Annotated in this window: 17 protein-coding genes; 1 reads left to right on the top strand and 16 read right to left on the bottom strand. The window is 54.7% G+C overall.

Features of this window, described 5'->3' with window-relative positions; all coding sequences use genetic code 11:
* Nucleotides 1–128: 128 nt before the first annotated feature.
* The 16 genes from csrA to T260_RS133415 form a co-directional block, all read right to left on the bottom strand.
* Nucleotides 129–368 carry a carbon storage regulator CsrA gene (csrA, locus tag T260_RS133345; protein ID WP_020756457.1) on the bottom strand — a complete coding sequence of 80 codons (240 nt, stop codon included), beginning with the start codon at nucleotides 366–368 and terminating at the stop codon, nucleotides 129–131.
* A 12-nt stretch (nucleotides 369–380) separates the two neighbouring features.
* Nucleotides 381–815, bottom strand: a complete 435-nt coding sequence (fliW, locus tag T260_RS133350; protein ID WP_023633644.1) for a flagellar assembly protein FliW — start codon at nucleotides 813–815, stop codon at nucleotides 381–383.
* 20 nt (nucleotides 816–835) lie between these two features.
* Nucleotides 836–1390, bottom strand: coding sequence for a DUF6470 family protein (locus T260_RS133355; RefSeq protein ID WP_023633643.1), 555 nt, complete (start codon nucleotides 1388–1390; stop codon nucleotides 836–838).
* 21 nt (nucleotides 1391–1411) lie between these two features.
* Nucleotides 1412–2311, bottom strand: a complete 900-nt coding sequence (flgL, locus tag T260_RS133360) for a flagellar hook-associated protein FlgL (RefSeq protein WP_031212447.1) — start codon at nucleotides 2309–2311, stop codon at nucleotides 1412–1414.
* A gap of 10 nt (nucleotides 2312–2321) precedes the next feature.
* On the bottom strand, nucleotides 2322–3863 hold the full coding sequence (gene flgK, locus T260_RS133365; protein WP_023633642.1) for a flagellar hook-associated protein FlgK: 1542 nt from the start codon (nucleotides 3861–3863) through the stop codon (nucleotides 2322–2324).
* Nucleotides 3864–3984: 121 nt separating this feature from the next.
* Nucleotides 3985–4518, bottom strand: a complete 534-nt coding sequence (locus T260_RS133370; RefSeq protein ID WP_023633641.1) for a flagellar protein FlgN — start codon at nucleotides 4516–4518, stop codon at nucleotides 3985–3987.
* The gene (gene flgM, locus T260_RS133375; protein WP_023633640.1) at nucleotides 4515–4784 is read right to left on the bottom strand and encodes a flagellar biosynthesis anti-sigma factor FlgM; all 270 of its coding nucleotides are present in this window, start codon (nucleotides 4782–4784) and stop codon (nucleotides 4515–4517) included. The genes T260_RS133370 and flgM overlap by 4 nt, the downstream gene beginning before the upstream one ends.
* A 68-nt stretch (nucleotides 4785–4852) precedes the next feature.
* Nucleotides 4853–5260, bottom strand: a complete 408-nt coding sequence (locus tag T260_RS133380) for a TIGR03826 family flagellar region protein (RefSeq protein ID WP_023633639.1) — start codon at nucleotides 5258–5260, stop codon at nucleotides 4853–4855.
* 24 nt (nucleotides 5261–5284) lie between these two features.
* The gene (locus T260_RS133385; protein WP_020756448.1) at nucleotides 5285–5725 is read right to left on the bottom strand and encodes a YaaR family protein; all 441 of its coding nucleotides are present in this window, start codon (nucleotides 5723–5725) and stop codon (nucleotides 5285–5287) included.
* Nucleotides 5712–5975 carry a hypothetical protein gene (locus T260_RS0119880; protein ID WP_023633638.1) on the bottom strand — a complete coding sequence of 88 codons (264 nt, stop codon included), beginning with the start codon at nucleotides 5973–5975 and terminating at the stop codon, nucleotides 5712–5714. The genes T260_RS133385 and T260_RS0119880 overlap by 14 nt, the downstream gene beginning before the upstream one ends.
* The gene (locus tag T260_RS133390; protein WP_152333174.1) at nucleotides 5972–7678 is read right to left on the bottom strand and encodes a hypothetical protein; all 1707 of its coding nucleotides are present in this window, start codon (nucleotides 7676–7678) and stop codon (nucleotides 5972–5974) included. The genes T260_RS0119880 and T260_RS133390 overlap by 4 nt, the downstream gene beginning before the upstream one ends.
* Before the next feature lie 69 nt (nucleotides 7679–7747).
* Nucleotides 7748–8440: a ComF family protein gene (locus T260_RS133395; RefSeq protein WP_023633636.1), complete on the bottom strand. Its 693-nt coding sequence runs from the start codon at nucleotides 8438–8440 to the stop codon at nucleotides 7748–7750.
* Entirely contained in the window at nucleotides 8437–9828 is a 1392-nt protein-coding gene (locus T260_RS133400) for an ATP-dependent helicase ComFA (RefSeq protein WP_023633635.1), read from the bottom strand. The genes T260_RS133395 and T260_RS133400 overlap by 4 nt, the downstream gene beginning before the upstream one ends.
* 859 nt (nucleotides 9829–10687) lie before the next feature.
* On the bottom strand, nucleotides 10688–11533 hold the full coding sequence (locus tag T260_RS133405) for a DegV family protein (protein WP_023633633.1): 846 nt from the start codon (nucleotides 11531–11533) through the stop codon (nucleotides 10688–10690).
* Nucleotides 11534–11788: 255 nt separating this feature from the next.
* Nucleotides 11789–12463 (bottom strand): response regulator, encoded by a 675-nt coding sequence (locus T260_RS133410; protein ID WP_020278885.1) that lies wholly within the window; start codon nucleotides 12461–12463, stop codon nucleotides 11789–11791.
* On the bottom strand, nucleotides 12460–13641 hold the full coding sequence (locus T260_RS133415; protein WP_023633632.1) for a sensor histidine kinase: 1182 nt from the start codon (nucleotides 13639–13641) through the stop codon (nucleotides 12460–12462). The genes T260_RS133410 and T260_RS133415 overlap by 4 nt, the downstream gene beginning before the upstream one ends.
* 219 nt (nucleotides 13642–13860) lie before the next feature.
* On the opposite strand from T260_RS133415, the gene T260_RS133420 reads away from it, so the two are divergent.
* Nucleotides 13861–14502, top strand: coding sequence for a YigZ family protein (locus tag T260_RS133420; protein WP_014196788.1), 642 nt, complete (start codon nucleotides 13861–13863; stop codon nucleotides 14500–14502).
* The last annotated feature ends 21 nt before the right edge of the window (nucleotides 14503–14523 follow it).

Here is a 14523-nt window from a genome sequence, read left to right as displayed (position 1 = left end):
GAAAGTCGGCCGCCTTTCGCCGCAAGCCGCGCTCACTTTTTATATCGGCGCGTTTTTTGGAAGTTTAATAGGGAAATTTAAATTTTTTGTCGATGGTGACAAAAAAAGCGCCGCTTGGGCGCTTCGGGTTATGGTTGTTTCCACTGTTTCAGCTTGGCGGTCAGTGCGGTGAGCGACGCTTCGGGCGCTTCGGAGGCGGCGCTGTTTTCGGCTTGGATGGCAAGATACACTTCTTTGCGGTGGATGTCGATATGCTTGGGCGCGTTGATGCCGAGTTTCACTTGGTCGCCTTGAATGGCGAGGACGGTGATTTCGATGTCATCGCCGATTTGGATGGCTTCTTTCAGTTTGCGCGTTAGAACAAGCATAAGCCGCCTCCTTTACGTCGCCACTTTTTCCGGGAAGAGGCGATGTTTCGTTTTGTACGGGGGGTTCGTTAAGATCACTTGCTTGCCGAGGCGCTTATGGACGTTAATGACCACGGGTGCCTGCAAGTTCGCCGTCGTCTCGTGAAACGGGTCGGCGACGGTGAGGATCACGTACACCGCGACGTCGCGTTCGCTTTCGATGTTAAGTTGTTCGACCGTCGCTTCATCCAGTTCAAATTCGTATGTTGGAAAGTACGAAAACGGCTCAATCAGCACAAACCCGAGCGCAGGGGTCTCGACCGACTGCAAGATGACAAACGGCGTGTCGGCGAGCGGAAGAAGGACGAACCGCTTTTCGTCGGCGAATCCGGGCAAGCCATGTGGGAAATGGATAATGTCTTCTTCCTTCACCGCCACGGTTCCGTGGTATTTGGTGTCGATATTCATGAATCGTCCCTCCTGTTTCCTCAAATGACGACGTCAATGTGAAGCGACGGGCGCTGGGCGAGGCGGATCGCCACCTCGCCCGGCGTGTAGCGAATGACCGGTGGATGCGTGCGGGCGCGGATGACCGGTTTGCGTGCCTCAAAGCGAATATCCACATCCGCCGGAGTATAGGATATGTGAACGCTGAACGGGGACGGCACCCAGCCGATGTTGAATTCGTACATCGGAGTTTCGCTGTTTTCTTTCGCCTGCTCGGCGATCGGGTTGCCGCCGTCCTCAATGCGCATGAGCTCGTCGCCTTGGCGAGAGACGCGGGCCAGCCCGTCAAGCCAATCGTTGTATCCTTGTTCAGCAAACTTTTCGATGCGGCGGAAGATATGTTCTAAGTTCATGTCTTCCCACGCTTTTGTCTGATCGATCGTTAGCTTGGACGGCGTCGTACGGATCGTGAGTCGGGCCGGAGATTGCTCGATTTCCAACTCGGCAGGCGGCTGTTGGATTTCTAGTTTCGCCGGAACGGTTTCGATGGCGATTTTCGCCATCGTTGACTGCAAGCGGATCTGCGGCAGCTGCATCGTCATCTCCCCCTTATCCGCTTAGCGCAAAAAGTCGAGCAGCGTCGGCTGAATGATGCGGGCGCCGACGCCAAGGGCGGCGCGGTGCACACTTTCCTGTGTTTTCAAATCGGTAATGACCCGTTCGATATCGGCGTCTTCATTGTCCGACAAAATTTGTTGGGCGATCACTTCCTGTTCATCGACACGCGCTTCCATCAGCTCAAGGCGGTTGCTTCGCGCGCCAAGCTCGGCACGCTCGGCCAAGACGTTGTCGATGTGCTTGTCAATATAGGATAAATAACCGTTCAGCTCTTGGCCGCTCTTGCCAGCTTCCAAGTCATTCACAAGCGCTTCTAAATCGCTGAACAGCCCTTGTCCTGGAGTCGCGCTGTACGTAAAGACGCGCGTCGGATTGACGTTGACCGGGAGCTGGATGCCTTTTAACAGCTCGATTTTCACTTGTTCTGTGTTCGTCGACACTTTGTTCACTGGGTCGTCCAAGTTGACCGGCGGTCGAAGGGTATCCGTGCCATTGAAAATGTATTTGCCCGCAATTTGTGTGTTGGCAATGGACACTAAATGGTTTTTTAGCTCATCGATCTCTTTCGCGATATGCTCACGCTGCGATTGCTCATACGTATCGTTGCTTGCCTGGACGACGAGCTCGCGAATGCGCTGGAGCACTTGCGTCGCTTCGTTAAGCGCCGAGTCGGACGCATCGATCCAGTTATGGGCTTCGGAGAAATTGCGTTTAAACTGTTCCACCTCAGTTAAGTTCGTCCGGTACGCCATCCCTTTGATGGCCACGACCGGGTCGTCAGACGGGCGGGCAATTTTTTTGCCGGTGGACAGCTGGTCTTGAATTTTGCCGAGCCGTTCATAGCTTTGGCTCAAGTTGCGCAGCATATTTTGCGTCAACATCGATTGCGTGACGCGCATCATCGCTCACCTACCTTCCGACAATTCCCATGCCGTTAATGATTTTATCGAGCATTTCATCAATCGTTGTAATCGTGCGCGCCGCCGCGTTGTAGGCGTGCTGAAACCGAATCATGTTCGTCATTTCTTCATCGAGCGACACCCCGCTGACGGACTGCCGCCTTTCCTCCACCGACTGGCGGAGCACTTCGGAGTTGTTGACGAGGCGGTTCGCCTGTTGGGTGTCGACCGCCAGCTGGCCGATCATGCTTTCGTAATACGCCTGCAGCGTGCCCGCTGTGATCGGATACGAGACCGACGGCGCCGGATCTTGCAGGTTGGCAAAATTGCTGTTTTTGACATTGGCGAGACGAATGGCGTTTAAGCCGTTCCCCGGTTCGTTCGGCGCTGATGAAGCGGCGATATTGTTTAAATCATCAATATTGGATGACAATTGGATCGCTTTCGCTGCCCCGTCCACTTGCGTCAAATCGCTGAAAAACAGCCCTCCCGGGTTGCTCGGGCTGAGCGTATACCCTGTTTGGTGCACTTCGTTAAACCGTTTGGCGAACGAATACGCGAGCGTATCGAGCTTTTTCAACATATCGGGATAAATGCCTTTGACACCGCTTCCGTCATCATATCCGTAGGCCTCGATCAACCCTTTCAACTTGCCGGAGGCGACAAACGGGATGGAAGAGCCTCCAAGCGAAAGTCCGGTAAGCGGACCGGTCGGCATCTCCGGGGAGGAGCTGGCGCTCGGCGATACGGACAGCGTCTGGTATCCTTGGTTGCCATTGACCAGCAGCTGACGCTGGCCGTTGCCATCAAAAATATATACATCATAAGACCCCTCCGCCGTTTTCAGCGCATTGCCGCCGCTTGGCTTCGGCTCGACTTCGATTTTGACGAGCGCAGACAGTTCATCGAGCAGTCGGTCGCGCTCATCGTACAAATCGTTCGGCAAGTAGCCGTGCGGTTCGACTTCGGCGATTTGTTGGTTGATTTTATACAGCTGTTCCGCGATCGAGTTGATCGATTTGACGGTCACTTGAATTTCATTGGCGAGATCGTTTTGAATAGAGGTTAACGAATCGGCCAAATAATGAAACGTCTCGACCACCGCCAGTCCGCGCTGGCGCACGACCGAGCGGGCCCCTGTATTTTCTGGGTTTGCACTTAAATCCTGGAGCGCCTGCCAAAATTGATCCATGGTTTTGGATAAACCGCTGTCGGACGGTTCGTTCATAATGTCCTCCATTTTTTTTAATGCATCGGCTTGGGCTTGCCAATAGCCGAGCTTGTTGTTCTCGCCGCGGTATTGCCAGTCAAAAAAGCGGTCGCGCACCCGCTCAATCGACCCCGCCTCGACCCCCGTCCCCATCTGTCCCGGAATTTGCGGGCGGTTGAGGGACGCCGGCGGGTACGGCTCGCTTTGGACAAAATTGACACGCTGACGGGAATAGCCGAGCGTATTGGCGTTGGCAATGTTATGGCTGGTCGTGTATAGCGCCATTTGCTGCACGGCCATGCCGCGCTTGGCGACTTCAAGCCCGTGAAACGTCGATCCCATCGTGCCCCTCCTTTTCATCTTCTAATGATTGTCCGCTGTTTTCTGCCTAGCGGCTCTGTTTCGTTTTGACGGCTGTTGGATGGATCGATCTCTCCTTATTTTCCGTCGGTGACTTGTGCTGCTATGCTTTGGAATCAAAGAGTGAACGGCTTCGTCCATGTCCATATTGTCTCGTTGATTGGTTTGGCGCGGTATAGTTCACGTTGGGCGGCTGCGGCATCAATTGGTCCAACATCAGCGTCACCCATTGCAGCGACTGGCGGATGAGCTGCCCATTCAGCTCGTTGACTGCCTGGAGCTCGTTGATCACGTCGAGCAACTCGCTAGCCAACTGTTCGGCTTTTTGCCGCTCCTCCTCGTCCATTTTCGGCAAGCAATCGGCCAATGTCAGCGGATGCCCGCCATCGGACCATGCGGCGACGAGTTGTGCCCGCTCGCGCTCGAGCTGCTGGATGGCGGCGATAGCAGTTTGTTCTTTTTGGATCAGCTGCATTAATCCGTCCATATCGCCTCGTTTTAATACGTCCGTTTTTTGATAGGCCAATTGAAGCAAATGCCGGTGCAGCGTCAAGTGCCGGTCAAGGAGCGCCATCAGCTGCAGCGCTGGCGCACGCTGTTCATCATCGGTTCGGCGATTTTCTACCCTTGTGTTCATTGGCCATCGCCCTTATAGAACTTGTATAGTTTCTCCGCAATGGCGCGGGCATCGATCTCATACGTTCTGTTGTCGATTTGTTCCTTCAACCGGCGCACTTTCTCTTCCCGCTCGGCGGCCCAAGTGGAGCGTTGCTGCAGCTCTTTTGCCGCCTCGGAAATTTCGACGCGATCCCGCCGCCCGGTTTGCCCTGTTTTTCCTTGTGGGGCGCCCGAGTACTGACGGTAGGGATGAACGCCAATCGAAAACCGGTTATCGATTCTCACTGCGATTCCTCCTATCCGTTCCTCACGTTGTTGTCTTACTACTATTATCGGTCAATCCATTCATTTGTTTAGCGGCCATTTCGCTCTTTGTCGGTGTAATACGTGCGAAACACCTGTTTTTTCTTCTGTTCTTCTTTTTTCACCATTTCCAGCTGCCCTTGCAAATCTTTTGAACAGTCAGCGCACATTCTGCCTTCGCGGATCAGCTTGCCGCAACGGTCGCACGGATATCCTAAATTCGGCAGCTGCGCCAACGTTAAGCGGCCGCTTTTGATGAATTTGACCAGCAGCGTCTCAGGCACCCCTGTCGCATCGACAATTTGCTCCATCGTCGCCAACCGGTTTTCCCGGCGCCGCAAAAATTGGACCACGGTTTGAAATTGCCGTTCTTCTTCTTCATGACAAGACGGGCAAATATCGCGAAACGGCGAGCGGACAAACAGACGGCTGCAAACCGGGCAATTTTCTAAGTTCATCATTCTCCCCTCCCAATGTGCCCATTACGTATACAAATTGACGATCAACCCTTGAATTTCCCCCAACGTCTGCAGCAAATCAATCCTCGGCCGTTCTTGCTCGAGCACCGCGTTTGTGACGTCCAGCAGCTTTTGGTCGATCGTTTTGACGATATGATAGACGCGGGAACGGCCGCTCCAATGGAACCCATACTGCTCCGTCAGTTTCAAGCCATGGTTCACCGCTTCATCGAGCAATTGTCTGACGAGCTGTTTATACCGCCGCAAATCGTCAACCGTCCGCAACTTGGCCAGTTTTTTTCCTTGCTGTTCGATTTCATCCGCCAGCTGCCTCAGCCGCTCGTTTCGCAGCTTTTCCTGCTCCTTGGCGGTCAGCTCGGCAAATGACACGGATGGCGAAAAAGAAGCCGCCGCTTTTTTGCCGATTGGAACCGATGGGGTGTTGGCAATTTTATTGATCTCCATCTTCTTCGCTCCTACCGCCTTGTTCATCAAGCTTCTGAATCCATTTTAAAACTTCCCCGATCACCGCGTAAAGCTGCGGCGGGACGCGCGGCACCGGATCGACCAGCTGTCTCAGCAACTCCCGGTCATGGGGCAGCGGAATGCCCGCCCGCCCCGCCTTGTCGGCCACCTCATCAGCGAGCTGCCGCGGCTGTCGGCCAAGATGTTGCTCATATGATTTGAAAGCAGGGGCGTAACGGTGTCTGTTCATATCGTCCACTCCCACTGGCTCGTTTCGTTTTCCGTCTTCACTCTGTCTGTCGCCGCCCGCTCTTGGTCTTGGGTGTTCATCGGTTGGAAAGTGAGGCGTTGCACCCGATAACCGATCTGTTCCAAATGGTCTTTGACTGTCGCCGCACATGACTGCAACACCGCCGCCAACCGCTCGTGTTCTGTTTCCACCGTCACGGACAGCTGCCGTTCGACCGACTGCAAGGAAATGCCGACTTTGCCTTGATTCGTGTCCAACAAAAAGTAGAGGCGGCAGTTTTGCCAGTCAAGCTGTCCGTCACCGCTGCGAGCGTTGACGTGCACATGTACGGTCGCCATCTCACCATGAAGCGAGAGTGGCCACTGGTACAACATAGTTTGGGTGTGGCTGTCAACAGTAAATTTGTTGAGCAACTGTTGGCCGGTAAGATTCATGAGCAGCCGTTCCGCCTGCGCAGGAGCCGTTCCTTCCTCAACCCATGACAGCAGCATCGCCTTCAAATTCTCGACCGGCTGTAATCGCTCTCCGCTCAAGAGCGCACGGGCGGTCTCTTGTTCATGGAAAAAGCCGAGGCGGCGCAGCGATTCAAAGACTCCTCTCGCCGATAATGCGCCATCGTTGGGCGCTTGGTCCACATGTTTCAGAAGGCGCGACAGCTGCTCGTGCGGCTTCGTGCCCTGCCACGCTTCCGATTCCATGAAAAACCGCTGTACTTTTTGTTCAGATGGCTGAAAGCGGAGCGACTCCAACAACGCTTTCACTTCACGCGCCGTCTTGGCCGCTTCGTCCGTCTTTCCTTCAGCAAGGCCGCGTTTCGCTTCTGCCAATTTCGCCCCCGCCTCAAGCAACTTCGTTTCCGTTTTCATGTCAGTAAACAACAACCATTCCCCGTGCAACAGCATGCGGTCGAGTGAATGAATGAGCGACTCAACAAGCGGCGCGGCTCGCTCTGTCGACTGTTGGGCAGCGGCATGCGCAAATTGTTCGAGCTGACGGACCATATCACGCTGCCAAACACGAAAATCGTGCACGAGTTGCACCATTTTTTCCGTCACTACCGTCACGGCAAACGTCCGGGCCTCTGCCGTCGGAAGAACCAGCTCCGATGCAACCGCATACGCGCGCGAACCTTCCAATCGCTCCGTTTGTTCACGAACAGGCGCCGCTTTTGCTTCATGGGTTTCTTCCGGTTCCGTTTTCGTCAACAACGGCGCCAACAGGTCTCCGAGCGGCGGGCCATGGAGCGCTTCATGCGCTAGGCGCAAATGCGTCTCGGTCACCTCGAGCTGTTTCGCCGCCAAAGCAGCGACGGTTTCCTGTTTTTTCTTTATCGAGCCGCCTTCCGTCTCCCAAAAACGACGAACGGCTTCTTTTTCCTTTTCGGTCAGGCGAATGCCACGGGCCGACAGCCATGAATCGATTCCATCGTCCAACGAAGATGGCAGAAACCGCCCTATAGACGATAGTGGCACCGCTTGCGCCATCCAAGTTCCACCTTCTTGCTTCACAAGCCGCACCATAAACGAACGGTCGCTTGGGACGCCATCCACAAAGTGGACGCGTACATCCTGTTGGCCGATGGCGACCACGGCCTCTTGATCGTTGAACCTTTCTTTCATTACCGCCATCTGCACGCTCCCCGGCTGCAATGAAACAGCCGGTGCGGCGACCTCATTGGATAGTTGATCGTGACGAATACGCATCATTATTCTTCCTCGCTCTTTGTTCTCCTACTTTTTATATCGGCACGTAGGCTTCCAATGTTTACACTGTTACGCGCGAATGAGCGTCAACGCCCCCACCTCGGCCGCCCCCGCTTCAAGCAAAACAAGGGCCGCGTGGCGGACGGTGATGCCCGTCGTGTAAATGTCATCGATGAGAACGATTCGTTTTCCGTCAATCGGCGGATGTCCGGAGAGAAAAAACGGGTTGTCGGTCTCGAGCCGCTCACGGCGCGATTTTTTCGATTGTTTTTCGGAATGCTTGCGAGAAAGCCAAGGGAAACACGGAAACGGAAGCAGGCGGGCGAGCGCTTCGGCTTGGTTGAAGCCGCGCTCATACAGCCGTTCGGGGCTCAGCGGGATTGGGACGATGTGCCAATCGCGGCCGAAATGTCGGCGAAACGCTTGGGAAAACGGACGGCGGAATGCCTCGACGATGACATAGTCGCCGCGGAATTTCCATAAGGTGACGACGTCTTTCATCCAGTCGTTGTATATATACACGGATCGGTTTTTCACGAGCGCCCTCCCCCATTGTTCATCTTCCTGCCACCGAAGGCAGTCGGCGCACACGGATGGCGCTGACTCCTCGAGCGGGCGGCCGCACATCTCGCAAAGGCGGCCGTCAATGAGTTTGAACGACCCGCGGCAGCGTGGGCAAAGGACGTCAAGGTCTTCGAGGAAAAGAAGCTGGCGCCAGCTCGCGATCGGGTTGTACGGAGAATGGCAAAGGAGGCAGTTCATCGATGCAGCAACCCCCTTTTCTTTGCTGTCTCATTCATGCGGACAATGTGGCGGCGCGCCCGCACCATCTCGTTCGTTTTCCCGTGATGGAAAAAGCGGACATCGCCATCCGGAAACGCGGCGTGGCGGCCCACGCGGCCGGCGATTTGCACGAGAGCGCTTTCCGTGAAGATGCGGTCTTCGGCGCCGAGAACGGCGACATCGATGTTCGGCACCGTCACTCCCCGTTCAAGGATCGTCGTTGTGACGAGCAGCGGCACGCGCCCATCGCGAAATGCCTGAACGTGCTCGGCTCTGTCTGGGGCTTCGGCATGAACGCCGACGATGCGGGGATCGACGCGCTGCAAGAGGCGGGTGACAGCTTCAAGCTCATCGATATGGGGAACGAACAAAAACGCTTGTTTTCCCTGCGCCAAACGATGGAGAACCCACGCAAGGACGTTTTCGGGCAAGCGGCCGCGCTCTAACCGTTTGCGCCAATTGCCGCACCATTCGAACACGGGGACGGGAAGCGGACGGCCGTGGTAGCGGGCGGGGATGACGACAGCTTTCCGTTTACCTCTTGTGATGTCAAGCTGCCAAGCACGCGATGGGGTGGCGGTTAAATAAATGAGGCTCGACTGTTCTTTCCGCGCTTGACTGACGGCGTATTGGAGCATCGGCTCAACAGAATATGGAAAGGCATCGACTTCATCCACGATCATAACGTCAAAGACGCGGTAAGCCCGCAGCAACTGGTGGGTGGTTGAGAGGACCAAGGAAGCGATCCGCCCGCGCTCTTCGCTTCCGCCGTGCCAAACAGCGAGCGGAACGCGCGGGAACGCTTGGCGAAAGCGGGGAGCAAGCTCGCGGACAACATCGGTCCGTGGCGTGGCGAGGCCAACGCGCCAGCCCTTCTCGAGCGCGGCGGCGATGGCGGGAAACAAAATCTCGGTTTTCCCTGCGCCGCATACGGCCCAAACGAGCAGTTCGCTTCGATCGAGCACGGCCTGTTTGACAGCCATAGCGGCATCCTCCTGAGCGGCGGACAGCGTCCCATCCCAAACAAGCGGCGCCTCGTGCCGCTCGGACGGAAGCGGCATCGTCACGTGCACAAGGTGAGTGCAGGAGCTGATGCGCCCCATCACAAGACACTTGCGGCAATACGCGCAATCCGATCCGCAGCGGGCGCATGGAAACGATGCAAAAAGACGCGCGTCTTCATTCCCGCAGCGCACACAGCGCCAGCCGTTTGATGTTTTGATGAGGCCGGGCTGTTCGTGAACCCAACCGGCTTGCACCGCGGCTTTGATTTCTTCATCAGAAAACGGCAGTTGTTCGCGTGGGAGGCGCTGGCCGTTCAACCATGAAACGAGGTGTGGAACACAAGATGGTTGTTGGATGCACAAGAAGCATCACTCCTTTTGAACGTATGAAAAGCACGTTCCCCAGCTGAGAGGCAAGAAGAGCAGATGACGCGGCAAAAACCCTCTCTCCCCAAGTTGAGAGGCTTGAAGCGCATAAAGGTACAGGAAGAGCGATCGACGGCGTTCTTTTTCGTAAAAAGTTAGAAAGATGGTGAAAAATGGGCGTCATGCGCAAAACAGCAACATTCCGCTAGAAAAGAAAGTGGAGATGAAAAGGCCTTTCCAAATGGAATAAGGATGTGGTTTGACCGTCTTTTTCACGACATATCGGCCTTCGAAAGAAATGGATGCGGCGAAACATGACGACAGCGAAGATTCACAGGAGAGTCATGGAGCCGATCAATAACGTGTTTCGACAACATTCCCAGGGAAATAGCGACAAATTTTTCAGGAAAGGAAAACGGTTCGACAAGTTTGGCCAGCCCCACATCTCCGCCCGTTTCATAAAGTGGAGAGAGGAGAGGAAGACGATGCAGCTGACGAATTTGACATTCCCCACACCTAAAGGGAATAGGTTTTCTCGCTCTTATGTTTGTCACAGATGAATTCGTCAACTGCGGGCAGTTATGGAGAATACCGCCGAAGGAGAATGGCAAGCGCATTGAAGTTGGATGAGGAAATCGATAAAAACATTATATGAAATAGCATCCACTATGAATAGCATCAACATGACCCAAAACTCATTCGGATCATTTCGTCCCATGAACGCCAAACGGGAAGACGGAAACATCTTGATCGACCATACAGCGGAAACGAGAATCCGCCGCCGTGCAAGGCGGAGCGCACCGTTCCGCCTTGCGCTTGGCTGTAGAGCCTCGAGACGGCGCTTTGCGGCCTCGGCTTAAGGCTGATACCACGTCAACCCGAGCGCGCCTTCGCCGACGTGCGTGGCGATGACGGGGCCAAAATAGCTGATCGAAAATTCGACGTGCGGATAGCGGGCGGACAGCTCATCGCGCCAGCGGTGCGCTTCATCGGGCTGGTTGGCGTGGATGATGGCGGCTTTGAGCGGCACACCCTTTTCCGCATCTTCGGCGAACAGCTCTTCGATGCGGTGGATCGCTTTTTTGCGCGTGCGGATTTTTTCAAACGGCACGATCACTTTGTTTTCAAAGCGAAGAAGCGGCTTGATTTGCAAGAAGCCGCCGATGAACGCCTGCGCCCCGGTCAGCCGTCCGCCCCGCTGCAGATGGGCCAAGTCATCGACCATAAAGTAGGCGCGCAGCGTTTGTTTCATTTCATCCAAGCGAGCGATGATATCCTCAGGAGACCTCCCCGCCTGCGCCATTTCCGCCGCTTCGATCGCATAAAACCCTTGTGCCATGCAGCTGATTTCCGAGTCGTATGCGTAAACACGCAATCCGTCCACCATCGTCCCTGCCGTGACCGCCCCTTGGTACGTGCCGCTGATGCCGCTTGAGAGGTGGATGCTGACGACCGCCTCGTATCCTTCCTCGCGAATGGCGGTGAACAAGTCAACAAACTCACCGACCGACGGTTGGGACGTCGTCGGCAACGTCGGATGCTGCTTGATTTTGGCAAAAAATTCATCGGCCGTCATATCAATCTCTTCGCGGTACGTCTCATTCCCGAAAATGACGCTGAGCGGAATCAGGCGAATGCCCAACCTCTCGCGCACCTCTTTCGGCAAGTAGGCCGTGCTGTCGGTGACAATTGCCGTTTTCACGAACGCCATTCCTTCCTGATTTCAAATTTTCTTCCATTATACCAAAAAGACAAACCGCCCACCACTACGAATCCAAATGGGGGATAGCGCACCGCAAGGACCTAAACAAAGCCGCTTGCCGCCAACTACAAAACAGCTTGTCCTCACCACGGACACACCAACAACGAAGCATCGCTGCCTCGATCCCCTCAACACCAGCCGCCAGACGCCCATCCAATCCGCTGACAATAGGCGGAAACGAAGGGGGCATTGCCATTAGCGCACTTCCACCCAGCCGTTTTTGATCGCAACCACAACGGCTTGCGTCCGGTCGTTGACGTTTAACTTTTGCAGGATGCTGCTGACATGGTTTTTCACCGTTTTTTCGCTAATGTAAAGCGCCTCGCCGATGGCGCGGTTGCTTTTGCCGTCAGCCAACAGCTGCAGCACTTCGCACTCGCGCCGCGTCAGCAAATGAAGCGGGCGGCGCACCTCCTGCTTAACCACTGCGCCGCCTTTTTCCGTCGTCAATCGGCGGTATTCGCGAATCAAGTTGTGCGTCACTTTCGGATGCAAGTACGAACCGCCTTCCGCGACGATTCTCACCGCCTCAATGAGTGTATCGGCGTCCATCTCCTTCAACAAATACCCGGTCGCTCCCGTCTGCAAGGCGCGCATGACATAGTTTTCATCGTCATGAATCGACAGCACGACGACTTTCGTATCAGGGTAAGCTTCAATCAGCTGTTTCGTCGCCTCAACGCCGTTGATGTCCGGCATGTTAATGTCCATCAGCACCAAATCGGGTCGGTATGTTTCGACGATTGAAAGCGCTTCGCTTCCGTCGCTTCCTTCCGCCACGACTTCAAAATCGCCCTCAAATTCCAAAATGCGCTTGATGCCCTCGCGAAACAGCTGGTGATCGTCGATAATCGCGATGCGTGTTTTCATCGTTTCCTTTCCTCCTTGTTCGTTTTGTCAGTCGAACGGTCGAGCGGAACGCGAATGAACACGGTCGTTCCGCTGCCAATCTTTGAGCGGATGTCGAGCGTGCCGCCGAGCAGCTCCACCCGCTCCCGCATTCCAATCAAGCCGAACGCATTTTCTTTTTTGACCGATGGATCAAATCCTTTGCCATCGTCTTTGACACTGACAAGCAGATGGTGGCACGTCACTTCCATTTTGACGTCGATATGGCGCGCTTCGGCATGCTTCAAGGCGTTTTGCACCGATTCTTGGACAAGCCGAAACACGGCCGCCTCCATCCGCGACGGCAGCCGAATTTCTTCGCCGATATGTACAAAGGAAATGTGGACTCCCTTGTTATATTCTTCGGTCGTTTGCAAGTATTTTTTTAGCGTCGGAACCAATCCTAAATCATCAAGCGCCATCGGCCGCAAATCGTAAATGATGCGGCGCACTTCGGACAAAGCCGAACGCACCATTTTGCGAAAATCACGAATCTCGGCGATCGCCGCCTCTGTCCCTCGCTCTTTGATCACCTTTTCGACCAAATCAGACCGAAGAAGGACGTGAGCGAGCAGCTGCGCCGGGCCGTCATGGATTTCCCGCGACAGCCGCCGCCGCTCTTCTTCCTGGGCTTCGATGATTTTCAGCCCAAATTCCTGCTTTTGCTTCGCTCCTTCAATAAGCTCGCCGACCTGGCGGAAATCGCTGTTTAAGTAGTGGAGCACGACCGTAATTTGTCCAACTAAATAATCGGCGCGTTCGATAATTTGCGCAAGGCTCGCCAATCTCCGCTCGAGCTCGTCGCGGCGCAGCCGCAGCTGTTTCTCCCGCTCGCGCACCATCGTCAGCTTCATATGCAACTCATGCGCCGCTTCATACGCCTCGCGAATATCTTGCTCCGAGTGGGTGGAAAAGTTTTGACTCACTTCCGACAGGCGGCGGCGCGCCTGACGCGCCTTCATTTCCAGCTGATCCGCTTCTTCGATCGCCTGCACGGTCAGCTGCTTCACCTCCTCGAGTTCGCGAAGCAAATGGTCGTGCTCTTGACGCGACTGCTCCCCGATGCGGAAAATTTCGTCTTTGCTGTGTTGAACGGTGTCGATCATTTTTTCGACAATCCGATCTAATTGCTTCACGTCCCACTGTTTTGCCTCAGCCATTTGCCAACCTCCAACAGCGCTGCCAAGCGGTGCGCATGGGCGCCAGCAAAATTTGTTTGAAGGAAAAAAGTTGTCGATTTATAATAATAAAAGCATGCCCTATCTATTGCTCTTTTATTTTCAGTTTACCATAATTAGAGTAGAGCGCTAGCCATTCATGCAAAAAAATGAACAAAATTAAACCGTTTTCGCGTTTTTTGTATGTTGAGGTGTTTTGCTTTGTTGCAAACATATTACACGGTCAAAGGATACGGCGAACGCGAGATCGTGATCGAAAAATCACGGTTCATCTGCTATATCAATCGCGCTGAAACCGAGGAAGAGGCCGTCGCCTTTATTCAACAAATCAAGAAGAAGCATTGGGATGCCACCCACAACTGCTCCGCCTATTTGATCGGCGAGCATGACCAAATCCAAAAAGCGAACGATGACGGCGAGCCGAGCGGCACCGCAGGGGTGCCCATGCTTGAGGTGCTGAAGAAAAAAGGGGTGAAAGACACCGTCGCCGTTGTCACCCGCTACTTTGGCGGCATCAAGCTCGGCGCGGGCGGGTTGGTGCGCGCTTACAGCCGCGCCGTCTCCGAGGGGCTGAACGCCGCCGGCATCGTCGAGCGTCGGCTCATGCGCGTCATGCATGTTACGATCGACTACCCGTGGCTTGGGAAGGTGGAAAATGAGCTGCGCTCTTCCGTATATACTATTAAAAATATCCAATATGCCGACCGCGTCACGTTTGATGTTCTCGTTCCCGAGGACGGCCAGTCTTCGTTCGGCGAGTGGATGACCGAACTGACAAACGGAAGGGCGGACATTCAGGCGGGAGCGATGGAGTATGCCGAACGGTTGCTTCCGTCTTCCTAAAACGACACCGTAAAGGAAAGA

The organism is Geobacillus thermopakistaniensis (assembly GCF_000498995.1).
Taxonomy (GTDB): Bacteria; Bacillota; Bacilli; order Bacillales; family Anoxybacillaceae; genus Geobacillus; species Geobacillus thermoleovorans.
The sequence above is the reverse complement of the archived record's forward strand: the minus strand, read 5'-3'. Positions and strand labels throughout refer to the sequence as shown.

Bases quoted from the DNA above. Each gene is read 5' to 3' on its own strand.
- csrA (WP_020756457.1), bottom strand. From the start codon at position 368: ATGCTTGTTCTAACGCGCAAACTGAAAGAAGCCATCCAAATCGGCGAT.
- T260_RS133380 (WP_023633639.1), bottom strand. From the start codon at position 5,260: ATGAACTTAGAAAATTGCCCGGTTTGCAGCCGTCTGTTTGTCCGCTCG.
- flgL (WP_031212447.1), bottom strand. From the start codon at position 2,311: ATGCGCGTCACGCAATCGATGTTGACGCAAAATATGCTGCGCAACTTG.
- T260_RS133390 (WP_152333174.1), bottom strand. From the start codon at position 7,678: ATGCGTATTCGTCACGATCAACTATCCAATGAGGTCGCCGCACCGGCT.
- T260_RS133410 (WP_020278885.1), bottom strand. From the start codon at position 12,463: ATGAAAACACGCATCGCGATTATCGACGATCACCAGCTGTTTCGCGAG.
- T260_RS133355 (WP_023633643.1), bottom strand. From the start codon at position 1,390: ATGCAGCTGCCGCAGATCCGCTTGCAGTCAACGATGGCGAAAATCGCC.
- T260_RS133395 (WP_023633636.1), bottom strand. From the start codon at position 8,440: ATGAACTGCCTCCTTTGCCATTCTCCGTACAACCCGATCGCGAGCTGG.
- T260_RS133415 (WP_023633632.1), bottom strand. From the start codon at position 13,641: ATGGCTGAGGCAAAACAGTGGGACGTGAAGCAATTAGATCGGATTGTC.
- T260_RS133385 (WP_020756448.1), bottom strand. From the start codon at position 5,725: ATGGAGATCAATAAAATTGCCAACACCCCATCGGTTCCAATCGGCAAA.
- flgK (WP_023633642.1), bottom strand. From the start codon at position 3,863: ATGGGATCGACGTTTCACGGGCTTGAAGTCGCCAAGCGCGGCATGGCC.
- fliW (WP_023633644.1), bottom strand. From the start codon at position 815: ATGAATATCGACACCAAATACCACGGAACCGTGGCGGTGAAGGAAGAA.
- T260_RS0119880 (WP_023633638.1), bottom strand. From the start codon at position 5,975: ATGAACAGACACCGTTACGCCCCTGCTTTCAAATCATATGAGCAACAT.
- T260_RS133370 (WP_023633641.1), bottom strand. From the start codon at position 4,518: ATGAACACAAGGGTAGAAAATCGCCGAACCGATGATGAACAGCGTGCG.